General features: G+C 59.9%; 14 protein-coding genes. 10 read left to right on the forward strand and 4 right to left on the reverse strand.

Features of this window, described 5'->3' with window-relative positions; translation table 11 throughout:
- Positions 1–154: 154 nt before the first annotated feature.
- The gene (locus ACLD1X_RS24720) at positions 155–883 is read right to left on the reverse strand and encodes a DUF1353 domain-containing protein (RefSeq protein WP_429372208.1); all 729 of its coding nucleotides are present in this window, start codon (positions 881–883) and stop codon (positions 155–157) included.
- A gap of 530 nt (positions 884–1413) precedes the next feature.
- Between ACLD1X_RS24720 and ACLD1X_RS24725 the strand changes: the two genes are divergently transcribed.
- A complete protein-coding gene (locus tag ACLD1X_RS24725; protein ID WP_429372210.1) occupies positions 1414–1821 on the forward strand; it encodes a hypothetical protein in 408 nt (135 codons plus the stop codon).
- A gap of 149 nt (positions 1822–1970) precedes the next feature.
- Here ACLD1X_RS24725 and ACLD1X_RS24730 read toward each other — a convergent pair whose 3' ends face one another.
- Positions 1971–2438: an NUDIX hydrolase gene (locus tag ACLD1X_RS24730; protein WP_429372212.1), complete on the reverse strand. Its 468-nt coding sequence runs from the start codon at positions 2436–2438 to the stop codon at positions 1971–1973.
- Between the two features lie 141 nt (positions 2439–2579).
- Here ACLD1X_RS24730 and ACLD1X_RS24735 point away from each other — a divergent pair, with 141 nt between their 5' ends.
- From ACLD1X_RS24735 to ACLD1X_RS24745, 3 genes are all read left to right on the forward strand, one after another.
- On the forward strand, positions 2580–3320 hold the full coding sequence (locus tag ACLD1X_RS24735; protein WP_429372214.1) for a Mut7-C RNAse domain-containing protein: 741 nt from the start codon (positions 2580–2582) through the stop codon (positions 3318–3320).
- 250 nt (positions 3321–3570) lie between these two features.
- Positions 3571–4755: a serine hydrolase domain-containing protein gene (locus ACLD1X_RS24740; protein ID WP_429372216.1), complete on the forward strand. Its 1185-nt coding sequence runs from the start codon at positions 3571–3573 to the stop codon at positions 4753–4755.
- Between the two features lie 99 nt (positions 4756–4854).
- The gene (locus ACLD1X_RS24745) at positions 4855–5778 is read left to right on the forward strand and encodes a transporter (RefSeq protein WP_429372218.1); all 924 of its coding nucleotides are present in this window, start codon (positions 4855–4857) and stop codon (positions 5776–5778) included.
- A 78-nt stretch (positions 5779–5856) separates the two neighbouring features.
- Here ACLD1X_RS24745 and ACLD1X_RS24750 read toward each other — a convergent pair whose 3' ends face one another.
- Both ACLD1X_RS24750 and ACLD1X_RS24755 read right to left on the reverse strand, forming a co-directional pair.
- Positions 5857–6885 (reverse strand): AraC family transcriptional regulator, encoded by a 1029-nt coding sequence (locus ACLD1X_RS24750; RefSeq protein WP_429372220.1) that lies wholly within the window; start codon positions 6883–6885, stop codon positions 5857–5859.
- A gap of 163 nt (positions 6886–7048) precedes the next feature.
- On the reverse strand, positions 7049–7999 hold the full coding sequence (locus tag ACLD1X_RS24755; RefSeq protein WP_429372352.1) for a LysR family transcriptional regulator: 951 nt from the start codon (positions 7997–7999) through the stop codon (positions 7049–7051).
- Between the two features lie 401 nt (positions 8000–8400).
- On the opposite strand from ACLD1X_RS24755, the gene ACLD1X_RS24760 reads away from it, so the two are divergent.
- From ACLD1X_RS24760 to mmsB, 6 genes are all read left to right on the forward strand, one after another.
- Positions 8401–8730 (forward strand): DUF485 domain-containing protein, encoded by a 330-nt coding sequence (locus tag ACLD1X_RS24760; protein ID WP_429372222.1) that lies wholly within the window; start codon positions 8401–8403, stop codon positions 8728–8730.
- Entirely contained in the window at positions 8727–10376 is a 1650-nt protein-coding gene (locus ACLD1X_RS24765; RefSeq protein ID WP_429372224.1) for a cation acetate symporter, read from the forward strand. The genes ACLD1X_RS24760 and ACLD1X_RS24765 overlap by 4 nt, the downstream gene beginning before the upstream one ends.
- 169 nt (positions 10377–10545) lie before the next feature.
- On the forward strand, positions 10546–11796 hold the full coding sequence (locus tag ACLD1X_RS24770; RefSeq protein ID WP_429372226.1) for an OprD family porin: 1251 nt from the start codon (positions 10546–10548) through the stop codon (positions 11794–11796).
- A 268-nt stretch (positions 11797–12064) separates the two neighbouring features.
- Positions 12065–13768 carry an AMP-binding protein gene (locus ACLD1X_RS24775; protein WP_429372228.1) on the forward strand — a complete coding sequence of 568 codons (1704 nt, stop codon included), beginning with the start codon at positions 12065–12067 and terminating at the stop codon, positions 13766–13768.
- A 102-nt stretch (positions 13769–13870) separates the two neighbouring features.
- On the forward strand, positions 13871–15379 hold the full coding sequence (locus ACLD1X_RS24780; protein ID WP_429372230.1) for a CoA-acylating methylmalonate-semialdehyde dehydrogenase: 1509 nt from the start codon (positions 13871–13873) through the stop codon (positions 15377–15379).
- A gap of 115 nt (positions 15380–15494) precedes the next feature.
- On the forward strand, positions 15495–16385 hold the full coding sequence (gene mmsB, locus ACLD1X_RS24785) for a 3-hydroxyisobutyrate dehydrogenase (RefSeq protein WP_429372232.1): 891 nt from the start codon (positions 15495–15497) through the stop codon (positions 16383–16385).
- The last annotated feature ends 1 nt before the right edge of the window (position 16386 follow it).

Raw genomic sequence — 16386 nt, forward strand, 5'->3', positions numbered from 1 at the left:
CAAAACCATTGTGGGAGCGAGCCTGCTCGCGAAGGCGGTTTGGCAGGCGCTACAGCAACATCAGGGAAAAAAGGGGACGGATTTGTTTTTTCGAAAAGCAGATAGCTGTTGGAAACCAGTACTTGTTGTGTCTGCGATATCAAGGGCAATTTAATCAATTATCAACAACTGGTAAATTCTCGATTTCAGTGAGGCTCAGGTTTTTGTCTCTGATCTCCTTTGCCATTTTTTCAAAAGCTTCCTTTGATGATTCGGGTTGTTGCTCACGAACCTCAAGTACTGCACCAACTACTTCCTCTAATTGTTCGTTTTTTAAGAGGCCAGTGGATACGGTTCTTCTAATAGTCCGTCCTTCGTTTATCAATACTGCCTTTTTCCCGAGTGGAAGATCAGCGTTGATTTTATCGATGTCAGAGGTAACTAGCACTGATTTGGTCCGTGGTAGCAAGATGTGGGTAGGCTCCGCCCACCGCGGCCCATAGTGGTAAACCGCTGCGTACATTGTTTTTGCGGTTATGACATCAACACCTGCCGCTCGCATGGCAGTGTAAAAGGCTAAATGAGTCTGCCGCCAACTTCTTTTTTTGTTTACACACGCTACGTCGTGAATAACTGCGGCGTCGCGGTACTGCCCGTCGAGTGGTCCACCCACGACAGACCAGGCTACCTGAGGTATCGAAGCACCATCTGTAACAGTGCCCTTTGGCGCTAGCCAAAAGAGTTTCTGAGGCCCAGGACCTGTGTACCCAAAGTCGCTTAACAGCTTTATATCGTGTTTGGAGTGCAGAAACTCAACTCTTAGTGGCCCAGAGAATTTCCCCCAGTCGTCAGCATAAATGTTTGTTGATAACGCTAACACCATGATTGCCAGTATTCGTCCCATCGTTCCTCCTTGAAAAAATGCTGAGCATCAGAGTGATGCGAACGCCAAATGGATAGTACTAGCAAGGTGACTGCTGACTTCCTTCACGATAGTAAAGACTCTACGTTCTGTCTAAAAACAAATGAGCACCGGGAAAAAAGTAGAACTGTTTCCGGAGTGTTGCGGACCACGTGTGAGATTACAATGTTGAGCGCTATAGGGCTTCGGTCTTGCCCTCACTTGTCCGTCGTGTGGACGATACTTGGCGATAGCGGCTCTTGGTGGCAGGCAGCAATCGACCAGGAGCAGCCCGTTGTGACACAGAAATCGGCTGGAAGCTGCCATTCGACCGGTTCCGCTTTGGTCCATTGCCGACACAGACCACACACAGAAGTGACCGGTAAGGCCGATTTCTGCCTGTCATGACGGGCAGCAATCGACCATTGCGGACAATCTGCATTCCAATTCTTGGCCGAGAGCTGGATCGCGTATAGCTGCAATCGAATATCGTGACTATCCTTTTCGGTCATAGAGCCAACAGGAGTCGGCCAGTGCCCCCTCTCACAAAACGTAGGGTTTTGCTCACTACAATGGCGTTGTTTGTAATGGTTCCACCGACGGCGTTTGCTGCATTATTCGGTGTTATGGGGCTGATGGTTTCAATCGCGACTTTGTTACAAGGCGATTTCTCGACTCCGCTGATACTCCCAATGGTAGTGTGCGGTTGGCTTGGGGTTTATTCGGGGTGGCGTATCTACTTTGGACTACTGTGGTCGCGTCCCAGATTCAGAAGCAAGGTCAGGCTGATGGTCGGCCTGTTGTGCGGAATGGTGGCAGCTGCGGCCATGATTTTCGGTGTTCATCCGCTTAGTTTCGGCATCGCTTTACTTGCGCCCAGTATCATCGCTGCAGCTATTTTGGCCGTGCTGATGTGGCGCAGTCCTGCTGAACACCGATGATTATAAACATCAACTTTACGTGCCATGCACAGAGGGTTAAGCAGCCCTTAGTTTCGTGACATACCGAATGTCCGCTACTGGCCGGTAACTGCCCTTCACGAAAGGCAGCAATCGGCCAGAAGCATCCACTCCAAAGCCGCTTGCGAACATCAAGTCGGAGCTTCGGGTGATATGTTTGTGCTTTGATCATGAGCCAATACATAACCTTGCGCTGTCAGTGTGGCAGTCAGGTACCGTAATGCTCGATGGAAGACCGGATGACAGTCGGCAAACGGCAAATCATCGAGCGGAGCCCAAAAAAAGCTGAAGGTGTGACCATGGTCATCGAGCGTGTGATGAGTCCATTGTTCCGGCAAAAGTGCCTGCGTGTAACACAGTTGAAATGACCATATCTGGTCGAGATGCGCGGCGTCCCAACAGCCCATATCGCTGACAACCGAGGCGCCTTCCATGCCTGATTCTTCGCTTAATTCACGCAGAGCGGTCTGAGCTGGAGTTTCACCTGTCTCGATTGTCCCTTTGACCAGCTGTACGCCTGCTATTGGATGGCGGAACAGAAGGATGTGTGTGCCTGGAATACTGGAGAGGATGACCGGGCAAGCCTTGTTCGGTGACATGGCGATTTCCTGATCGGCAATGAAGCACACATCTTACGGCCTTATCTCTTACGCGAGCGGCCAGATATTCAGATCTCCGCTATGGGTCGCCTGCTGCCCTTCGCAACTCGCTCATCCTTCAGCCCTGCCATACTATCCAACATGACCCGTGCAACTTTCCGCTTCTACGAGGAGCTCAACGATTTCCTGCCGGCCGAACGGCGGCGGCAGTCCTTCACCTGCGAATGCGCGCAAGGGGCGACGGTCAAGCACATGATCGAGGCGCTCGGCGTGCCGCACACGGAGGTTGAACTGGTGCTGCTCAACGGCGAGTCGGTCGGATTTGAACGGGCGATCTTCGACAGTGACCGGCTGGCGGTGTATCCCAAGTTCGAAGCGCTGGACATCAGCCCTCTGCTCAAGGTTCGTGCGCAGCCTTTACGGGTGCTGCGCTTCGTCGCCGATGCGCACCTTGGCGGGCTGGCCAGCCTGCTGCGCATGAGCGGCTTCGACACCCTCTACGACAATGGCTTCGAGGATAGCGAAATCGCCGAAATCGCTGCGCAGCAAGGACGCATCGTGCTGACCCGCGACCGCGAACTGCTCAAGCGGCGGATCATCAGCCACGGCTGTTACATACATGCCCTGAAACCGTCGCTGCAACTGCGCGAGTTGTACGAGCGCCTCGACCTGGCGCGCAGTGCGCGGCCCTTCAGCCTGTGCCTGCATTGCAACCTGCCGCTGCACGAGATCAGCCCTGAACTGGCCCGACTGCAGGTGCCGCCACGCATTGCCACCCTCTACTCACATTTCCTGCGCTGCGACGCCTGCCAACGGGTTTACTGGGAGGGTTCGCACTGGCGCGGCATGTGCGCGCTGCTGGCACCTCTGCTGAACCGATAGCCGCGCGCATCACGCCGGCTTACGCGTCGAGCGGATAACGGCCTAGAGCATCCACCTGCGCGCCCCTCAAATAAATGCCGGATTCCGACACCCTCTGCCGGCAGCCGACAAACCCTCAGGTTTTATTTTTTTACTCTCCATTGGCCCGACGCCCATTGCTTCACGTCGGCTCAATCAGTCCTGCCACTGCACACCCCGCCATAGGCTCTAGCCGAGCGCACCATGGTTGGGTTCAAGGAGAATAAGAATAATGAATCCGGGTTTTACATCTTCATTCAACCACCTGCTCGATACCGTCACCGCAGGCACACAACGCGTCCCAGGCGTCGTCGCAGCAATAACCGGGCGAGACGGTTTGCTCTACGAGGGTGCTTCAGGGCAACGAACGCTCGGTCACGCTGAGGCAATGACGACCGACAGCGTTTTCGCCATGTTTTCCACGACCAAAGCGATAACCGCCACGGCAGTACTCCAGTTGGTCGAGGAAGGCCGACTGGATCTCGATGCGCCCGCCAGGGACTACGTGCCGATGATCGGTGAACTCAAGGTGCTCGACGGGTTTGATGCCGACGGCACCCCACGGCTTCGCCTCCCCAAAAAACACATCACCACTCGAATGCTTCTGCTTCATACGGCAGGCCTGGGTTACGAGTTCTTCAACGAGCACTACAACAGGCTGGTCCAGGAACAACGACAACCCAGCATCATCAGCGGGTCGTTGGCTGCACTGAAGACTCCCTTGCTGTTTGAGCCTGGTGAACAGTGGGAATACGGTTCCAACATGGACTGGGCCGGCCTGGTGGTCGAGGCCATTACCGGCAAGCGTCTGGGTGAAGTCATGCAGCAGCGGATTTTCGAGCCTCTGGGCATGACCGATACCGCGTTTAGCATGACCCCGTCGATGTTCCAGCGGCGGGCTTGCATGCACCAGCGTGAAGAGGATGGATCGCTGACTGCCGTCGAGGACTTCATCCTCCCGCAGGAACCCGAAGTGCACATGGGAGGCCATGGCCTGTTCTCGACAGTGAAGGATTATTGCCTGTTTATCCGTGCCTGGCTTAACGATGGACAGGGTGATCACGGACGGATTCTGAAGCCGGAGACGATTTCTTTCGCGGAGAAAAACGGGCTCGACAACCTGAAAATAAAAGCCCTTCCCTGCGTGATTCCGAGTATTTCCCACACTGCGGAATTTTTCCCGGGCATGCCAAAGTCGTGGGCGTTGAGTTTCATGATCAACGAACAAGACGCCCCCACCGGTCGTCCCGCCGGCTCTTTGGCGTGGGCTGGGTTGGCCAATCTTTTCTATTGGATCGACCGCAAGAATGGCATCGGTGGTTTTTGGGCCACTCAGATATTGCCCTTCGTAGACCCTGTTTCGACCAACGCTTATCTGGATTTCGAAACGACGGCCTACCGCAACCTGACCACCTGATTCGATTCAAGTCGCATGAGAGCCCCCAAGGGGCTCCAGGCGATGGCGCAAGAAAACTCTCCCCCTCTGCGAAACCAACAAAAACAAAACAGGTGACTCATGGAGATCTCCACACGTACCCCTGCGCGCGCTCGGTCCACAGTATGCGCATTTGACACTTCAACGATCAGTGCCGGCCTCCTGCTGGCCATTCTGGCGGGCAACGCCCAAGCCATCGATGTGGACGCTGGCGAATACGCCGCTGCGCTTGCGGCCGGCAGCAATATCGGCTTGCTATACCTCCAGCATACCGAACGGCGGTCGCTTTACAGCGATGGTCACAAGGTTGCGATCAAAGCGGGACTCGACTCGGATATCGGCATATTGCGCGTCGCGAATTACCAACAACTAGGTGACTACACGATCAATACGCAGTTCTTGTTGCCATTCGGTCGCCTGGAAGGAACACGTGACAACGACGCGTTGGGACAAACCAGTGGCACGGGCGATTTGATCCTGGCGTCCACCCTGTGGCTCGTGAATGATCCGGCGAAAAACCGTTACTGGGGCATTGCGCCCTACCTGTTCGTGCCTACCGGTAGCTATGACCGAAACGATGCACTCAACCTTGGCGAAAACCGTTGGAAGATGACATTGCAGACGGGCTATGTGACCGGCCTCACTGAAAAATTGTCTCTGGACCTCACCGCGGACGTCACCCTGTTTGGCAAAAATGACGACCTGTCGAGTCAAGGCCTGACGTTGCGCCAGAAGCCGCTATGGCAAGCCCAGACCTACCTGAGGTACGCCGTGACACCCAAGCTGTCGGTGCATGTCGGTGCGTCTCAACTCTGGGGTGGTGAGACACGCGTTGACGGTCAGGATCAGAACGATGAACCCGACACCAGCAAGTATCGCGTCGGAGGATCCTACTGGGTGACTCCTACGTTCCAGGCCCTGCTCAATTACGGCCAGGACGTGTCGGTCGACAACGGCTTCAAGGAAGAACAGCGGGTCAACCTACGGCTGTTGTGGGTGTTCTGACCCGCAGCAAATGACTGGGTTGCCGGGCACCGAGAGTGGCTTTGATGTCTCTCTCGGTGCCCTTTTTTGCGTCAATCGCTAGCACAGTCGGCGTTGCAAGGTTTGCGAGGGCAGTTCACTGAAACGCTTGCGATAGGTGCCCGCGAATTCACCCAGGTTTAGATAACCCCACCGGAAGGCGATGGCAGATACTGTCATGCCCGACTCCGGATCCGTCGCCAACAAATCGCGGCGTGCCCCCTGTAGCCGCTGCTCGCGCAAGAATGCACCGGGCGTCATGCCTCGAAATCGCGAGAAGGCCCCACTCAATGCCCGCACACTGGTCCCGACCGTACTGGCAACCTCTGTCATCGTCGGGAGACTCGCTGCATTGGCACTCATGAATTCTTCGGCAGCCCTGACATAACGGGGTGCAATCCGATTAATCGGGCTATTGAAATCAAGTCCTGATTGCGCGGCGTGACCTGCCCACTCTCGCAACAAATGAACGCACAGGACCTGCTCCAGATGAGCCCCCATACGTCCCTCAGCCATGTGTTCACACGCCTCGGCAACACAACGAACCGCGTACTCCAGCAGACTTAGCCAGCTTGAGCCGACCCCACCGATGACGCACTTGTGTCTCCAGAACCGATCATCGGGCACGAACCCAAACCACTGCTGTGCCATGCGCTCCAAAAGTGCATGAGGAATGGTCAGATTCAATTGCAGGTGATCCGGGTCAAGGTCGACCCGGTAATCGACGCGACTGCAATCGGCAATGAAGGATTCACCCACCGTCGTGTCTTCAGTGACTGAACGCTGCGTCCAGTGCCGGGCATTGCCGCGAATGGTCGTGAGCAGTAATGCATTCCCCGCTTCGGGCGAAAAATCATTGACGCTCACCGCCACGCCATAGCCAAAACGAGTCAGCGTCAACTCGCCAATCCGGGATGAATGCATGGTTGCGTGCGGCTTGATGGCAGGCCCTTTGGGGGACACACGATAGGGCATATAAACGCGATCAGACCAGTCGCTGATTTCATCCCAATCGGTTGAAAAATTTTTGTGGTGCTGGCGTATCGGCTTGCCGCTGACATCGGTTAACAACGCATGGTCGAGAAGCATAGAGACACCTGTTTTTATTTTTTTAGGGTCGGGTTAATGCTTTTGCTGGACCGGGATCATCCGGTGCCAATGAACCTTCGTAAAGGTTTTTTTAAGCCCACGACGGACCGTAATCGGCGCGTCGCCGGGCGCATGCCGGCTGGCTGCCGACGGGTGTGGCGACTCATGGCGACGGCAGGTACGCCATCACGCGCGACTCGCCCATCAGCAGCGGATGATTGAGCTCCGCGCAGGCGCGCAGGTAGTCGGCCACCAGGGTGATGCGCTTGAGCTTGCGCAGATCCTCGCTGTAGTACATCCAGAACTGTCGTGTGACCTCGACTTCCTCCGGCAGCACTTCACACAAGCGCGGATCGGGACCGGCGAGGAAGCAGGGCAAAATGGCCAGCGCGCGCCCCTCCAGCGCCGCATGGTACTGGGACACTACGCTGGTGCTGCGCAGGCGGCTTTGCGCGCCGGGCAGCAGGTCGTTCAGGTAGAGCAACTTGAAGCTGAAGGCCAGGTCCTCGACATAGGTCACGAACGGGTGACTCGCCAAGTCCTCGCTACTGGTAATCGGCGGATGATTGGCCAGGTACCCCGGTGTCGCATACAGCCGCAAGCGGTAGTCACACAGACGCGAGCACACGTAGGGACCACGCTCGGGCCGCTCCAGGGTGATGGCAATGTCCGCCTCGCGCCGCGACAGGTTGACGAAGTGCGGGACCGGCAGGATGTCCACCGAGATGTTCGGATAGTGAATGATGAAGTGGCTCATCTGCGTGGTGATGAAGCAGGAACCGAAGGCTTCGGTACAGCCGATGCGCAGGTGCCCGGCGAGCCCGCCGGTGGTTCCGCAAACCTGCTCGCAGGCTGCCAGCAACGTACTCTCCAACGTTTCGGCGTGGCTGATCAGGTGCTGCCCCTCGACCGTCAGGACGAAGCCCGACGTTCGGGATTTCTCGAACAACAAAGCGCCCAGGCTTTGCTCGAGGGCACGGATGCGCCGCGACACCGTGGTGTAGTCCACCCCCAGGCGGCGTGCGGCACCACTGGCGGTGCGGGCACGGGCGACCTCGAGGAAGAAGCGCATATCGTCCCAATTCACCTGACTGTTCGTTGTGCGTTTTTGCATATTCATTAGGCTTTTCTGCCAATACATATTGGAAATTTGCAACCATATACTCGCATTCAGCCTGGTTTGAACAGCACCGTTTGCCAGCCAGCAAGGTCCCCAACTCAATCAGGACTTACTGCATGAATGCAGGGCGAAACGTCGCCTATCAAACCGAAAACAGGCCGCTGCGCGGCAGCGACATCACGCCCGGATTTTTGCCCGCCGAGGGCTCGTGCAGTGAGCACCGTACAGGCGCGATTCCTGTGACATTCCACCTTCCCCTCGCATCGGGAAGATCGCCAGGGAGGCAATGACTCCAGCAGCATTCAGGTGACGCCCCGCTTCGGGACGTCGCTCGGGTACCCGTACGCCCCTGAAAAGGCCGACAAACAAAAACAATTAAAATGCGGAGCCTCACCATGACGAATGACCATCCGAATCACGCCCGGACCTGCGCCCAGGTCAGGGCCAATCCCAAGTTCCAGCACCTCACCCGCCAGCGCTCGCTGCTGGCCTGGTCACTGAGCGGCGCGGTCCTGGCCGTCTATTACAGCTTCATCATGGTGGTGGCCTTCGCCCCTGCCTGGCTGCACCTGCCGCTGTACGACGGCAGTCACCTCAGCCTCGGCATGCCGATTGGCGTGGCAATCATCTTGCTGTCCTGGTTGCTGACCGCCTGGTACGTGCACACCGCCAACACCCGCTTCGACGCGCTCAGCGCGCAGATCCTCAAGGAGACCCGCGCATGAAACGCCTGATCACCCTGCTCGCCCTCAGCCCCCTGCTGGCCAACGCCGGCCCCATCACCGCCGAGAAGCAACCGCTCAACGTGCATGCCATCGGCATGTTCTTCGTCTTCGTCCTCGCCACGTTGCTGATCACCTGGTGGGCGTCACGCCGCACGCGTTCCGCTGCCGACTTCTACAGTGCCGGTGGCGGTATCACGGGGTTCCAGAATGGCCTGGCGATCGCCGGTGACTATATGTCTGCCGCCACTTTGCTGGGCCTCTCGAGCCTGGTGTTCACCAAGGGTTATGACGGCTTCATCTACATCATCGGCTTCTTCGTCGGCTGGCCCATCGTCACCTTCCTGATGGCCGAGCGCCTGCGCAACCTGGGCCGCTACACCTTCGCCGACATCGTCTCCTTCCGCCTGGACCAGACTCGTGTGCGCAGCTTCGCCGCCCTCGGTTCGCTGACGGTGGTGTGTTGCTACCTGGTGGTGCAGATGGTCGGTGCCGGCCAGTTGATCAAGCTGCTGTTTGGCCTCGACTATCGCACGGCGGTGGTGGTGGTCGGCCTGCTGATGCTGGTCTACGTGATCTTCGGCGGCATGCTCGCCACCACATGGGTGCAGATCACCAAGGCGGTCCTGCTGCTGGCGGGCGGTACGACCCTGATGATCATGGCCCTGAGCCGCTTCGGCTTCAGCTTCGAAACGCTGTCGGCACAGGCCGTGGCGGTGCACGCCAGCGGCGTGAAGATCATGGGCCCGGGCACCTTGCTGGCCGACCCGATCAACGCGGTATCACTGTCCCTTGGCCTGGTCTTTGGCATCGCCGGTCTGCCGCACATCCTGATGCGTTTCTTCACCGTGCCCAATGCCAAGGAGGCGCGCAAATCGGTGCTGTTCGCCACGGTGTTCATCGGCTTCTTCTTCCTCGTCGTCTGCATCCTGGGCTACACCGCCATCGTCATCGTCGGCACGGACCCGCAGTACTACGTCGACGGCAAGCTCGGCGGCGCCATGATCGGCGGCGGCAACATGGTGGCCATGCACCTGGCCAAGGCGGTGGGCGGCAATCTGTTTCTCGGGTTCCTCTCCGCCGTGGCCTTCGCCACCATCCTTGCAGTGGTGGCCGGCCTGGCCCTGGCGGGCGCCTCGGCCATCTCCCACGACCTTTATGCCTCGGTCCTGAAGAAGGGCAATGCCGACGAGAAGCAGGAAATGCGCGTATCTCGCATCGCCACTGTCTGTCTGGGCATTGTCGCGATTTCCCTGGGCATTCTGTTCGAGGGCCAGAACATCGCCTTCCTCGTCGGCCTGACGTTCGGCATAGCCGCCTCGGCCAATTTCCCGGTGTTGATCATGGCCATGTATTGGGGGGGCCTGACCACCCGTGGCGCCCTCTACGGTGGCCTGACCGGCCTGGTCAGCGCGCTGGCCCTGGTCATCGGCTCTCCGTCGGTATGGGTCGGTGTATTGGGCCATGCCCAGGCGATCTTCCCCTACGACCAGCCAGCGCTGTTCTCCATGCCGTTGGCGTTCCTGGTCATCGTGCTGGTGTCCAGGCTGGACCGTAGCGAGCGCGCCGACCGCGAGCGTGCCGCCTTTGCCGACCAGTTCGTCCGCGCCCAGACCGGCCTGGGCGCAGCCATGGCCAGCGGTCACTGACGCCACAGTTTTTCGGGGCCAACGGCTCCGAGCGCGAGTGCGCTCCTTTGCTTCGCGCTTTTTTACTCACGCCCTGCGCCACCTGGCGCAGGGCACCGCCACAGAGCCCTCCCTCCACCGGCCCCGGCCGGTGCGGGAACGGCTTGCCTATAACAACAAGAGGCATGCAATGAAACCCACTCTTTTCACCCTGTTCCTGGCTGGCAGCAGCCTTGCCACCCAAGCCCACGCGGACTTCCTGGCAGACAGCAAGGCCAAACTGGAGTTGCGCAACTTTTACTTCAATCGTGACTATCGCCAGGCGGGTGCCGCCCAGTCCAAACAAGAGGAATGGGCCCAGGGCTTGCTGCTGCGCTACGAATCCGGCTACACCAACGGCACGGTCGGCTTCGGCCTCGATGCCCTCGGCCTGCTTGGCCTCAAGCTCGATTCCAGCCCCGATCGCGCCGGCTCCGGCCTGCTCAAACGCGAAAGCCAGGCGCCAAGACGCGCCAAGGATGAATACGGCGAGCTGGGCTTGACCGCCAAGTTCAAGGCCTCGAACAGTGTGCTCAAGGTCGGCACCCTGACACCCAAGCTACCGGTGCTGCTGGCCAATGACTCGCGCCTGCTGCCGCAAACCTTTCGCGGTGGCCAATTGAACGTTCAGGAGATCAAGGGCCTGACCATCGATGCCGGGCACCTGGACCGGGTCAACCAGCGTGACTCCTCGGACTACGAGAAAATGGGCATCACCACCACGGGCGCCAAAGGCATCGTCAGCAGCCAGGCGCGCAGCAATGCCTTCGATTTCACCACCCTGGCCTACCAGTGGAACGACCGGTTGAACACGAGCTACAGCTACGGTGGCCTGGACAACTTCTACCACCAACACCAACTCAACCTGGTCCAGGTACTGCCGCTGGGCGAAGGGCAGTCGCTCAAGAGCGACCTGCGCTACGCCCGCTCCACCGACGACGGCAGCAGCAACATCGACAACACTGCGTTGGGCGCGCTGTTCACCTACGCCCTCGGTGGCCATGCCTTCGGTATCGGCTACCAGCGCATGAGCGGCGATACCGGTTTCGCCTACGTCAACGGCAGTGACGCGTTCCTCGTCAACTTCGTGCAGATCAGTGACTTCGCCAACAAGGACGAACGCTCCTGGCAGGCGCGCTACGACTACAACTTCGCTGCGCTCGGAGTTCCCGGCCTGACCTTCATGACCCGCTACCTGTCGGGCGACAACATCGATCTGGGTGCACGCAAGCCCGACGGCCGCGAATGGGAACGCGATACCGACATCGGCTACGTGGTGCAGGACGGACCCCTGAAGAACGTCGGTATCAAGTGGCGCAATGCAACGGTGCGCACCTCTCACTTCGGTAGCGACCTCGACGAGAACCGCCTGATCCTCAGCTATACCCTGCCGCTCTGGTAAACAGCCCCGCCAGTCGGGGGCCGCGTCCAATTTCCGAGGATGCAGGCGGCTCCCGACCGGCGCGGGAAAACCATGATTTTTTTGCACAACGCACCGGTTTTTATGAGCATTCTTATTTGATTTTTGCATGCCTATACTCGGTTTCACCGCCTGGTCATGCACCGGCTCAGACCCAATAAAAACAAACAAGGGCACCCATCGTGAAGACATTCATGCTTACCGCCGTCTCCTTGCCATCAAGTACCCGCACGGGTCTCGGGAGACTCCAATGAACAGCCACTGCCAACCTTTCCTCGCCGCTCGAGACTTCCTGCTGGAGCACCGCACCGATTACGCCACAGCCGTGCGTGATTTCCGCTGGCCACAGTTGACCGAGTTCAACTGGGCCCTGGACTACTTCGATGCAATGGCACAGGGCAACCAGGCCAACGCACTCTGGATAGTCGAAGAAGACGGCAGCGAACAACGCTACAGTTTCCAGCAATTGGCCTCGCGCTCCAATCAGGTGGCCAATCACCTGCGCGCCCTTGGCGTACGCCGCGGCGAACGCGTCCTGCTGATGCTCGGCAACGACGTCGCCCTGTGGGAAACCATGCTGGCGGCCTTCAAGCTCGGCGCCGTGGTCATCCCCGCCACCGCCCTGCTGACCCCTGAAGACTTGCGTGATCGCATCGAGCGTGGCCATGTGCGTCATCTGGTGGTCGGCGCCGCTCATGTCGACAAGTTCGACGGCCTGGGCGAAGGCTGCAGCCGCATCTGCGTTGGCCCGGCCCCCGCAGGCTGGACCCCGCACAGCGCTGCCAGCGAACACAGCGAACAGTTCGAAGTCGAGGGCCGCACCCTGGCCACCGACCCGATGCTGCTGTACTTCACCTCCGGCACGACCTCCAAGCCGAAGATGGTGCTGCACAGTCACCAGAGTTACCCGGTCGGCCACCTTTCGACCATGTACTGGATCGGCCTGCAGCCGGGTGACTTGCACCTGAACATCTCGTCACCGGGCTGGGCCAAGCACGCCTGGAGTTGCCTCTTCGCGCCGTGGAACGCCGGCGCCTGCATCTTCATCCACAATGTCGCGCGCTTCAGCGCCCCTGCCCTGCTCGGCGCTCTGGAACGCTACGGCGTCACCAGCCTGTGCGCTCCGCCTACCGTATGGCGCATGCTGATCCAGGAGGATCTGGCCGGTATCAAGGATCGCCTGCGCCTGCGCGAGCTGGTGGGCGCCGGTGAGCCGCTCAACCCGGAAATCATCGAGCAGATCCAGCATGCCTGGGGCCTTGCGCTGCGCGACGGATTCGGTCAGTCAGAGACCACAGCACTGGTCGGCAACACGCCCGGTCAGCCGCTCAAGCCGGGGTCCATGGGCCGTCCACTGCCGGGCTACCGGGTGACCATGCTCGACCCTGATGGCGTACCTGGCAATGAGGGTGAAGTGGCCCTGCCGCTGGACGTGCGACCACTGGGCCTGATGCTGTGCTACGAGGACTGCCCGGAAAAAACCGCCGAAGTGATGCGCGACGGTTACTACCGTACCGGCGACACCGCGCAGATCGACGCCGATGGCTACATCACCTTTGTCGGTCGCGCCGACGATGTGTTCAAAGCCTCCGACTACCGTATCAGCCCCTTCGAGCTGGAAAGCACGCTGATCGAGCACCCGGCGGTGATGGAAGTGGCCGTGGTGCCAAGCCCGGACCCCGTGCGCCTGGCCGTGCCCAAGGCGTTCCTGATCCTGGCCCATGACGAAACCGGGAGCGCCGAGTTGGCCGGCAACATCCTCGCCTTCGCCCGCGAGCACCTGGCGCCCTACAAGCGGGTACGACGCATCGAGTTCGTCACCGAATTGCCCAAGACCATCTCCGGCAAGATCCGCCGGGTAGAACTGCGGCAGATGGAAACCCAGCGTCGTCAGAGCGACGCGCGCGGCGCCCAAGAGTACTTCGAAGAAGACTTCCCTCAGCTCAAGGGCTGAACCGGGGCCGGTACGCCGGCCCCTCCGAATTCAAATCCGACCGCTCGGCCAATCTGGCCGAGGGGCTTAACTCGACCCAAAGAAAGCAGGCAGGACCCGAAAATGACCTCTTCCATCGTTCCAAGCGTCAAGCTCCTGATCAACGGCGAGTTCGTCGAATCGCGCACCACTCAGTGGCGCGACGTGGTCAACCCGGCCACTCAGGAAGTCCTGGCTCGCGTGCCCTTCGCCACCGCAGAAGAAATGGACGCCGCCGTCGCCAGCGCCAAGGAAGCCTTCAAGACCTGGCGCAAGACGCCGATCGGCGCCCGCTCCCGGATCTTCTTCAAATACCAGCAACTGATCCGCGAGAACATCAAGGAACTGGCCGCCCTGCTCACCGCCGAACAGGGCAAGACCCTGCCCGATGCCGAAGGTGATGTGTTCCGCGGTCTGGAGGTGGTCGAGCACGCCACCGCCATTGGCAACCTGCAGATGGGCGAGTTGGCCAACAACGTCGCCAACGGCGTCGACACCTACACCTTGATGCAGCCGCTGGGCGTGTGCGCCGGCATCACCCCGTTCAACTTCCCGGCGATGATCCCGCTGTGGATGTTCCCGATGGCCATCGCCACCGGCAACACCTTCATCCTCAAGCCGTCCGAACAGGACCCACTGGTGACCATGCGCCTGGTGGAACTGGCTGTGGAAGCGGGTGTGCCCAAGGGCGTGCTCAACGTCATCCACGGTGGCGTCGATGCGGTGAACCTGATTTGTGACCACCCGGACATCAAGGCCGTGTCCTTCGTGGGCTCGACCAAGGTCGGCACCCATGTCTACAACCGCGCCACCCAGAACGGCAAGCGCGCACAGTGCATGATGGGCGCGAAGAACCACGCCATCGTCCTGCCCGATGCCAACAAACAGCAGACGCTGAACAACCTGCTGGGCGCCTCCTTCGGTGCCGCCGGCCAGCGCTGCATGGCCCTGCCGGTGGTGATCCTGGTGGGTGAAGCGCAGGCCTGGTTGCCGGACCTGATCGAGCGGACCAAAACCCTCAAGATCAATGGCGGCACCGAGCCTGGCACCGACATCGGTCCGGTGATCTCCTGCGCGGCGCTGGATCGCGTCAACAGCCTGATCGCCAGCGGCGTCACGGAAGGCGCCAAGCTCGAACTGGATGGGCGCAACCCAAGCGTGCCTGGTTACCAGGACGGCAATTTCGTCGGCCCGACCATCTTCTCCGGCGTCACTGCACAAATGTCGGTGTACCGCGAAGAGATTTTCGGCCCGGTGCTGTGCGTCATGCACGCCGCCAGCCTGAACGAGGCGATCGAGATCATCAACGCCAACCCCAATGGCAACGGCACCGCCCTGTTCACCCGCTCCGGCGCGGCGGCCCGTCACTTCCAGGAAGAAATCGACGTGGGCCAGGTGGGCATCAACGTGCCGATCCCGGTACCGGTGCCGCTGTTCTCCTTCTCCGGTTCCCGCGCTTCCAAGCTCGGCGACCTGGGCCCCTACGGCAAGCAAGTGGTGACCTTCTACACCCAGACCAAGACGATCACACAGCGCTGGTTCGACGAGGACGACACCGGCGGCGCAGTGAACACCACCATCACCCTGAAATGATCCCTGCCGGCCGGCGCCCAGCGTCGGCCGGCCGGAGTTGAACGGTGCAATACCCGACATTACGGGTCGATGCGCAGCAGCGCCTCCCCCACTCGCAAAAGAAAAGGTAGTCATCATGCATATCGGTTTTCTCGGCCTGGGCAACATGGGCGGCCCAATGGCCCGCAACCTGCTCAAGGCTGGCCACAGCCTGACCGTCTTCGATCCGTTCCCGCAAGCCGTCGCCGCCCTGGTCGAGGCCGGCGCCAGCGCCGCTGACTCGCCTGCCGGCGTGGCCAAGGCCGGGGTCGAGGTGATTATCACCATGCTGCCAACCGCCGAGCACGTGAAGCAGGTCTATCGCGGCAAGGACGGCCTGCTGGCTAATATCGGCCAAGGCGTGCTGTTGATCGACAGTTCAACCATCGACCCGCTCAGTGCCCGCGAGGTGGCCAAGTTCGCCCTTGCCCAAGGCAACCCGATGCTCGACGCGCCGGTCTCCGGCGGCACCGGCGGCGCGACGGCAGGCACCCTGACGTTCATGGTCGGCGGCCCGGTCAGCGTGTACGACCAGGCCCTGCCGATTCTCCAAGCCATGGGCAGGAACATCGTGCACTGCGGCGCAACAGGCAACGGTCAGGTGGCCAAGATCGCCAACAACATGCTGCTCGGCATTTCCATGGTCGGCGTTGCCGAGGCCATGGCCCTGGGTGTGGCCCTGGGCATGGACGCCAAGGTGCTGGCCGGTGTCATCGGCACGTCCACCGGTCGCTGCTGGAGCTCGGAAATCAACAATCCGTTCCCGGGCGTGCTGGAAAATGCTCCGGCCTCGCGCGGTTACAGCGGCGGCTTTGGTACCGACCTGATGCTCAAGGACCTTGGCCTTGCCACTGAAGCCGCCAAACATGCGCGTCAGCCAGTGGTGCTCGGTGCCGCCGCCCAGCAGCTGTACCAGACCTTCAGCCTGCAAGGTAATGGCGGCCTGGACTTCTCCGCGATCATCAAACTGTTCCGCGGAGAAGCCTGAA

The sequence above is a fragment of the Pseudomonas sp. 18173 genome (assembly GCF_050432945.1).
Lineage (GTDB): Bacteria > Pseudomonadota > Gammaproteobacteria > Pseudomonadales > Pseudomonadaceae > Aquipseudomonas.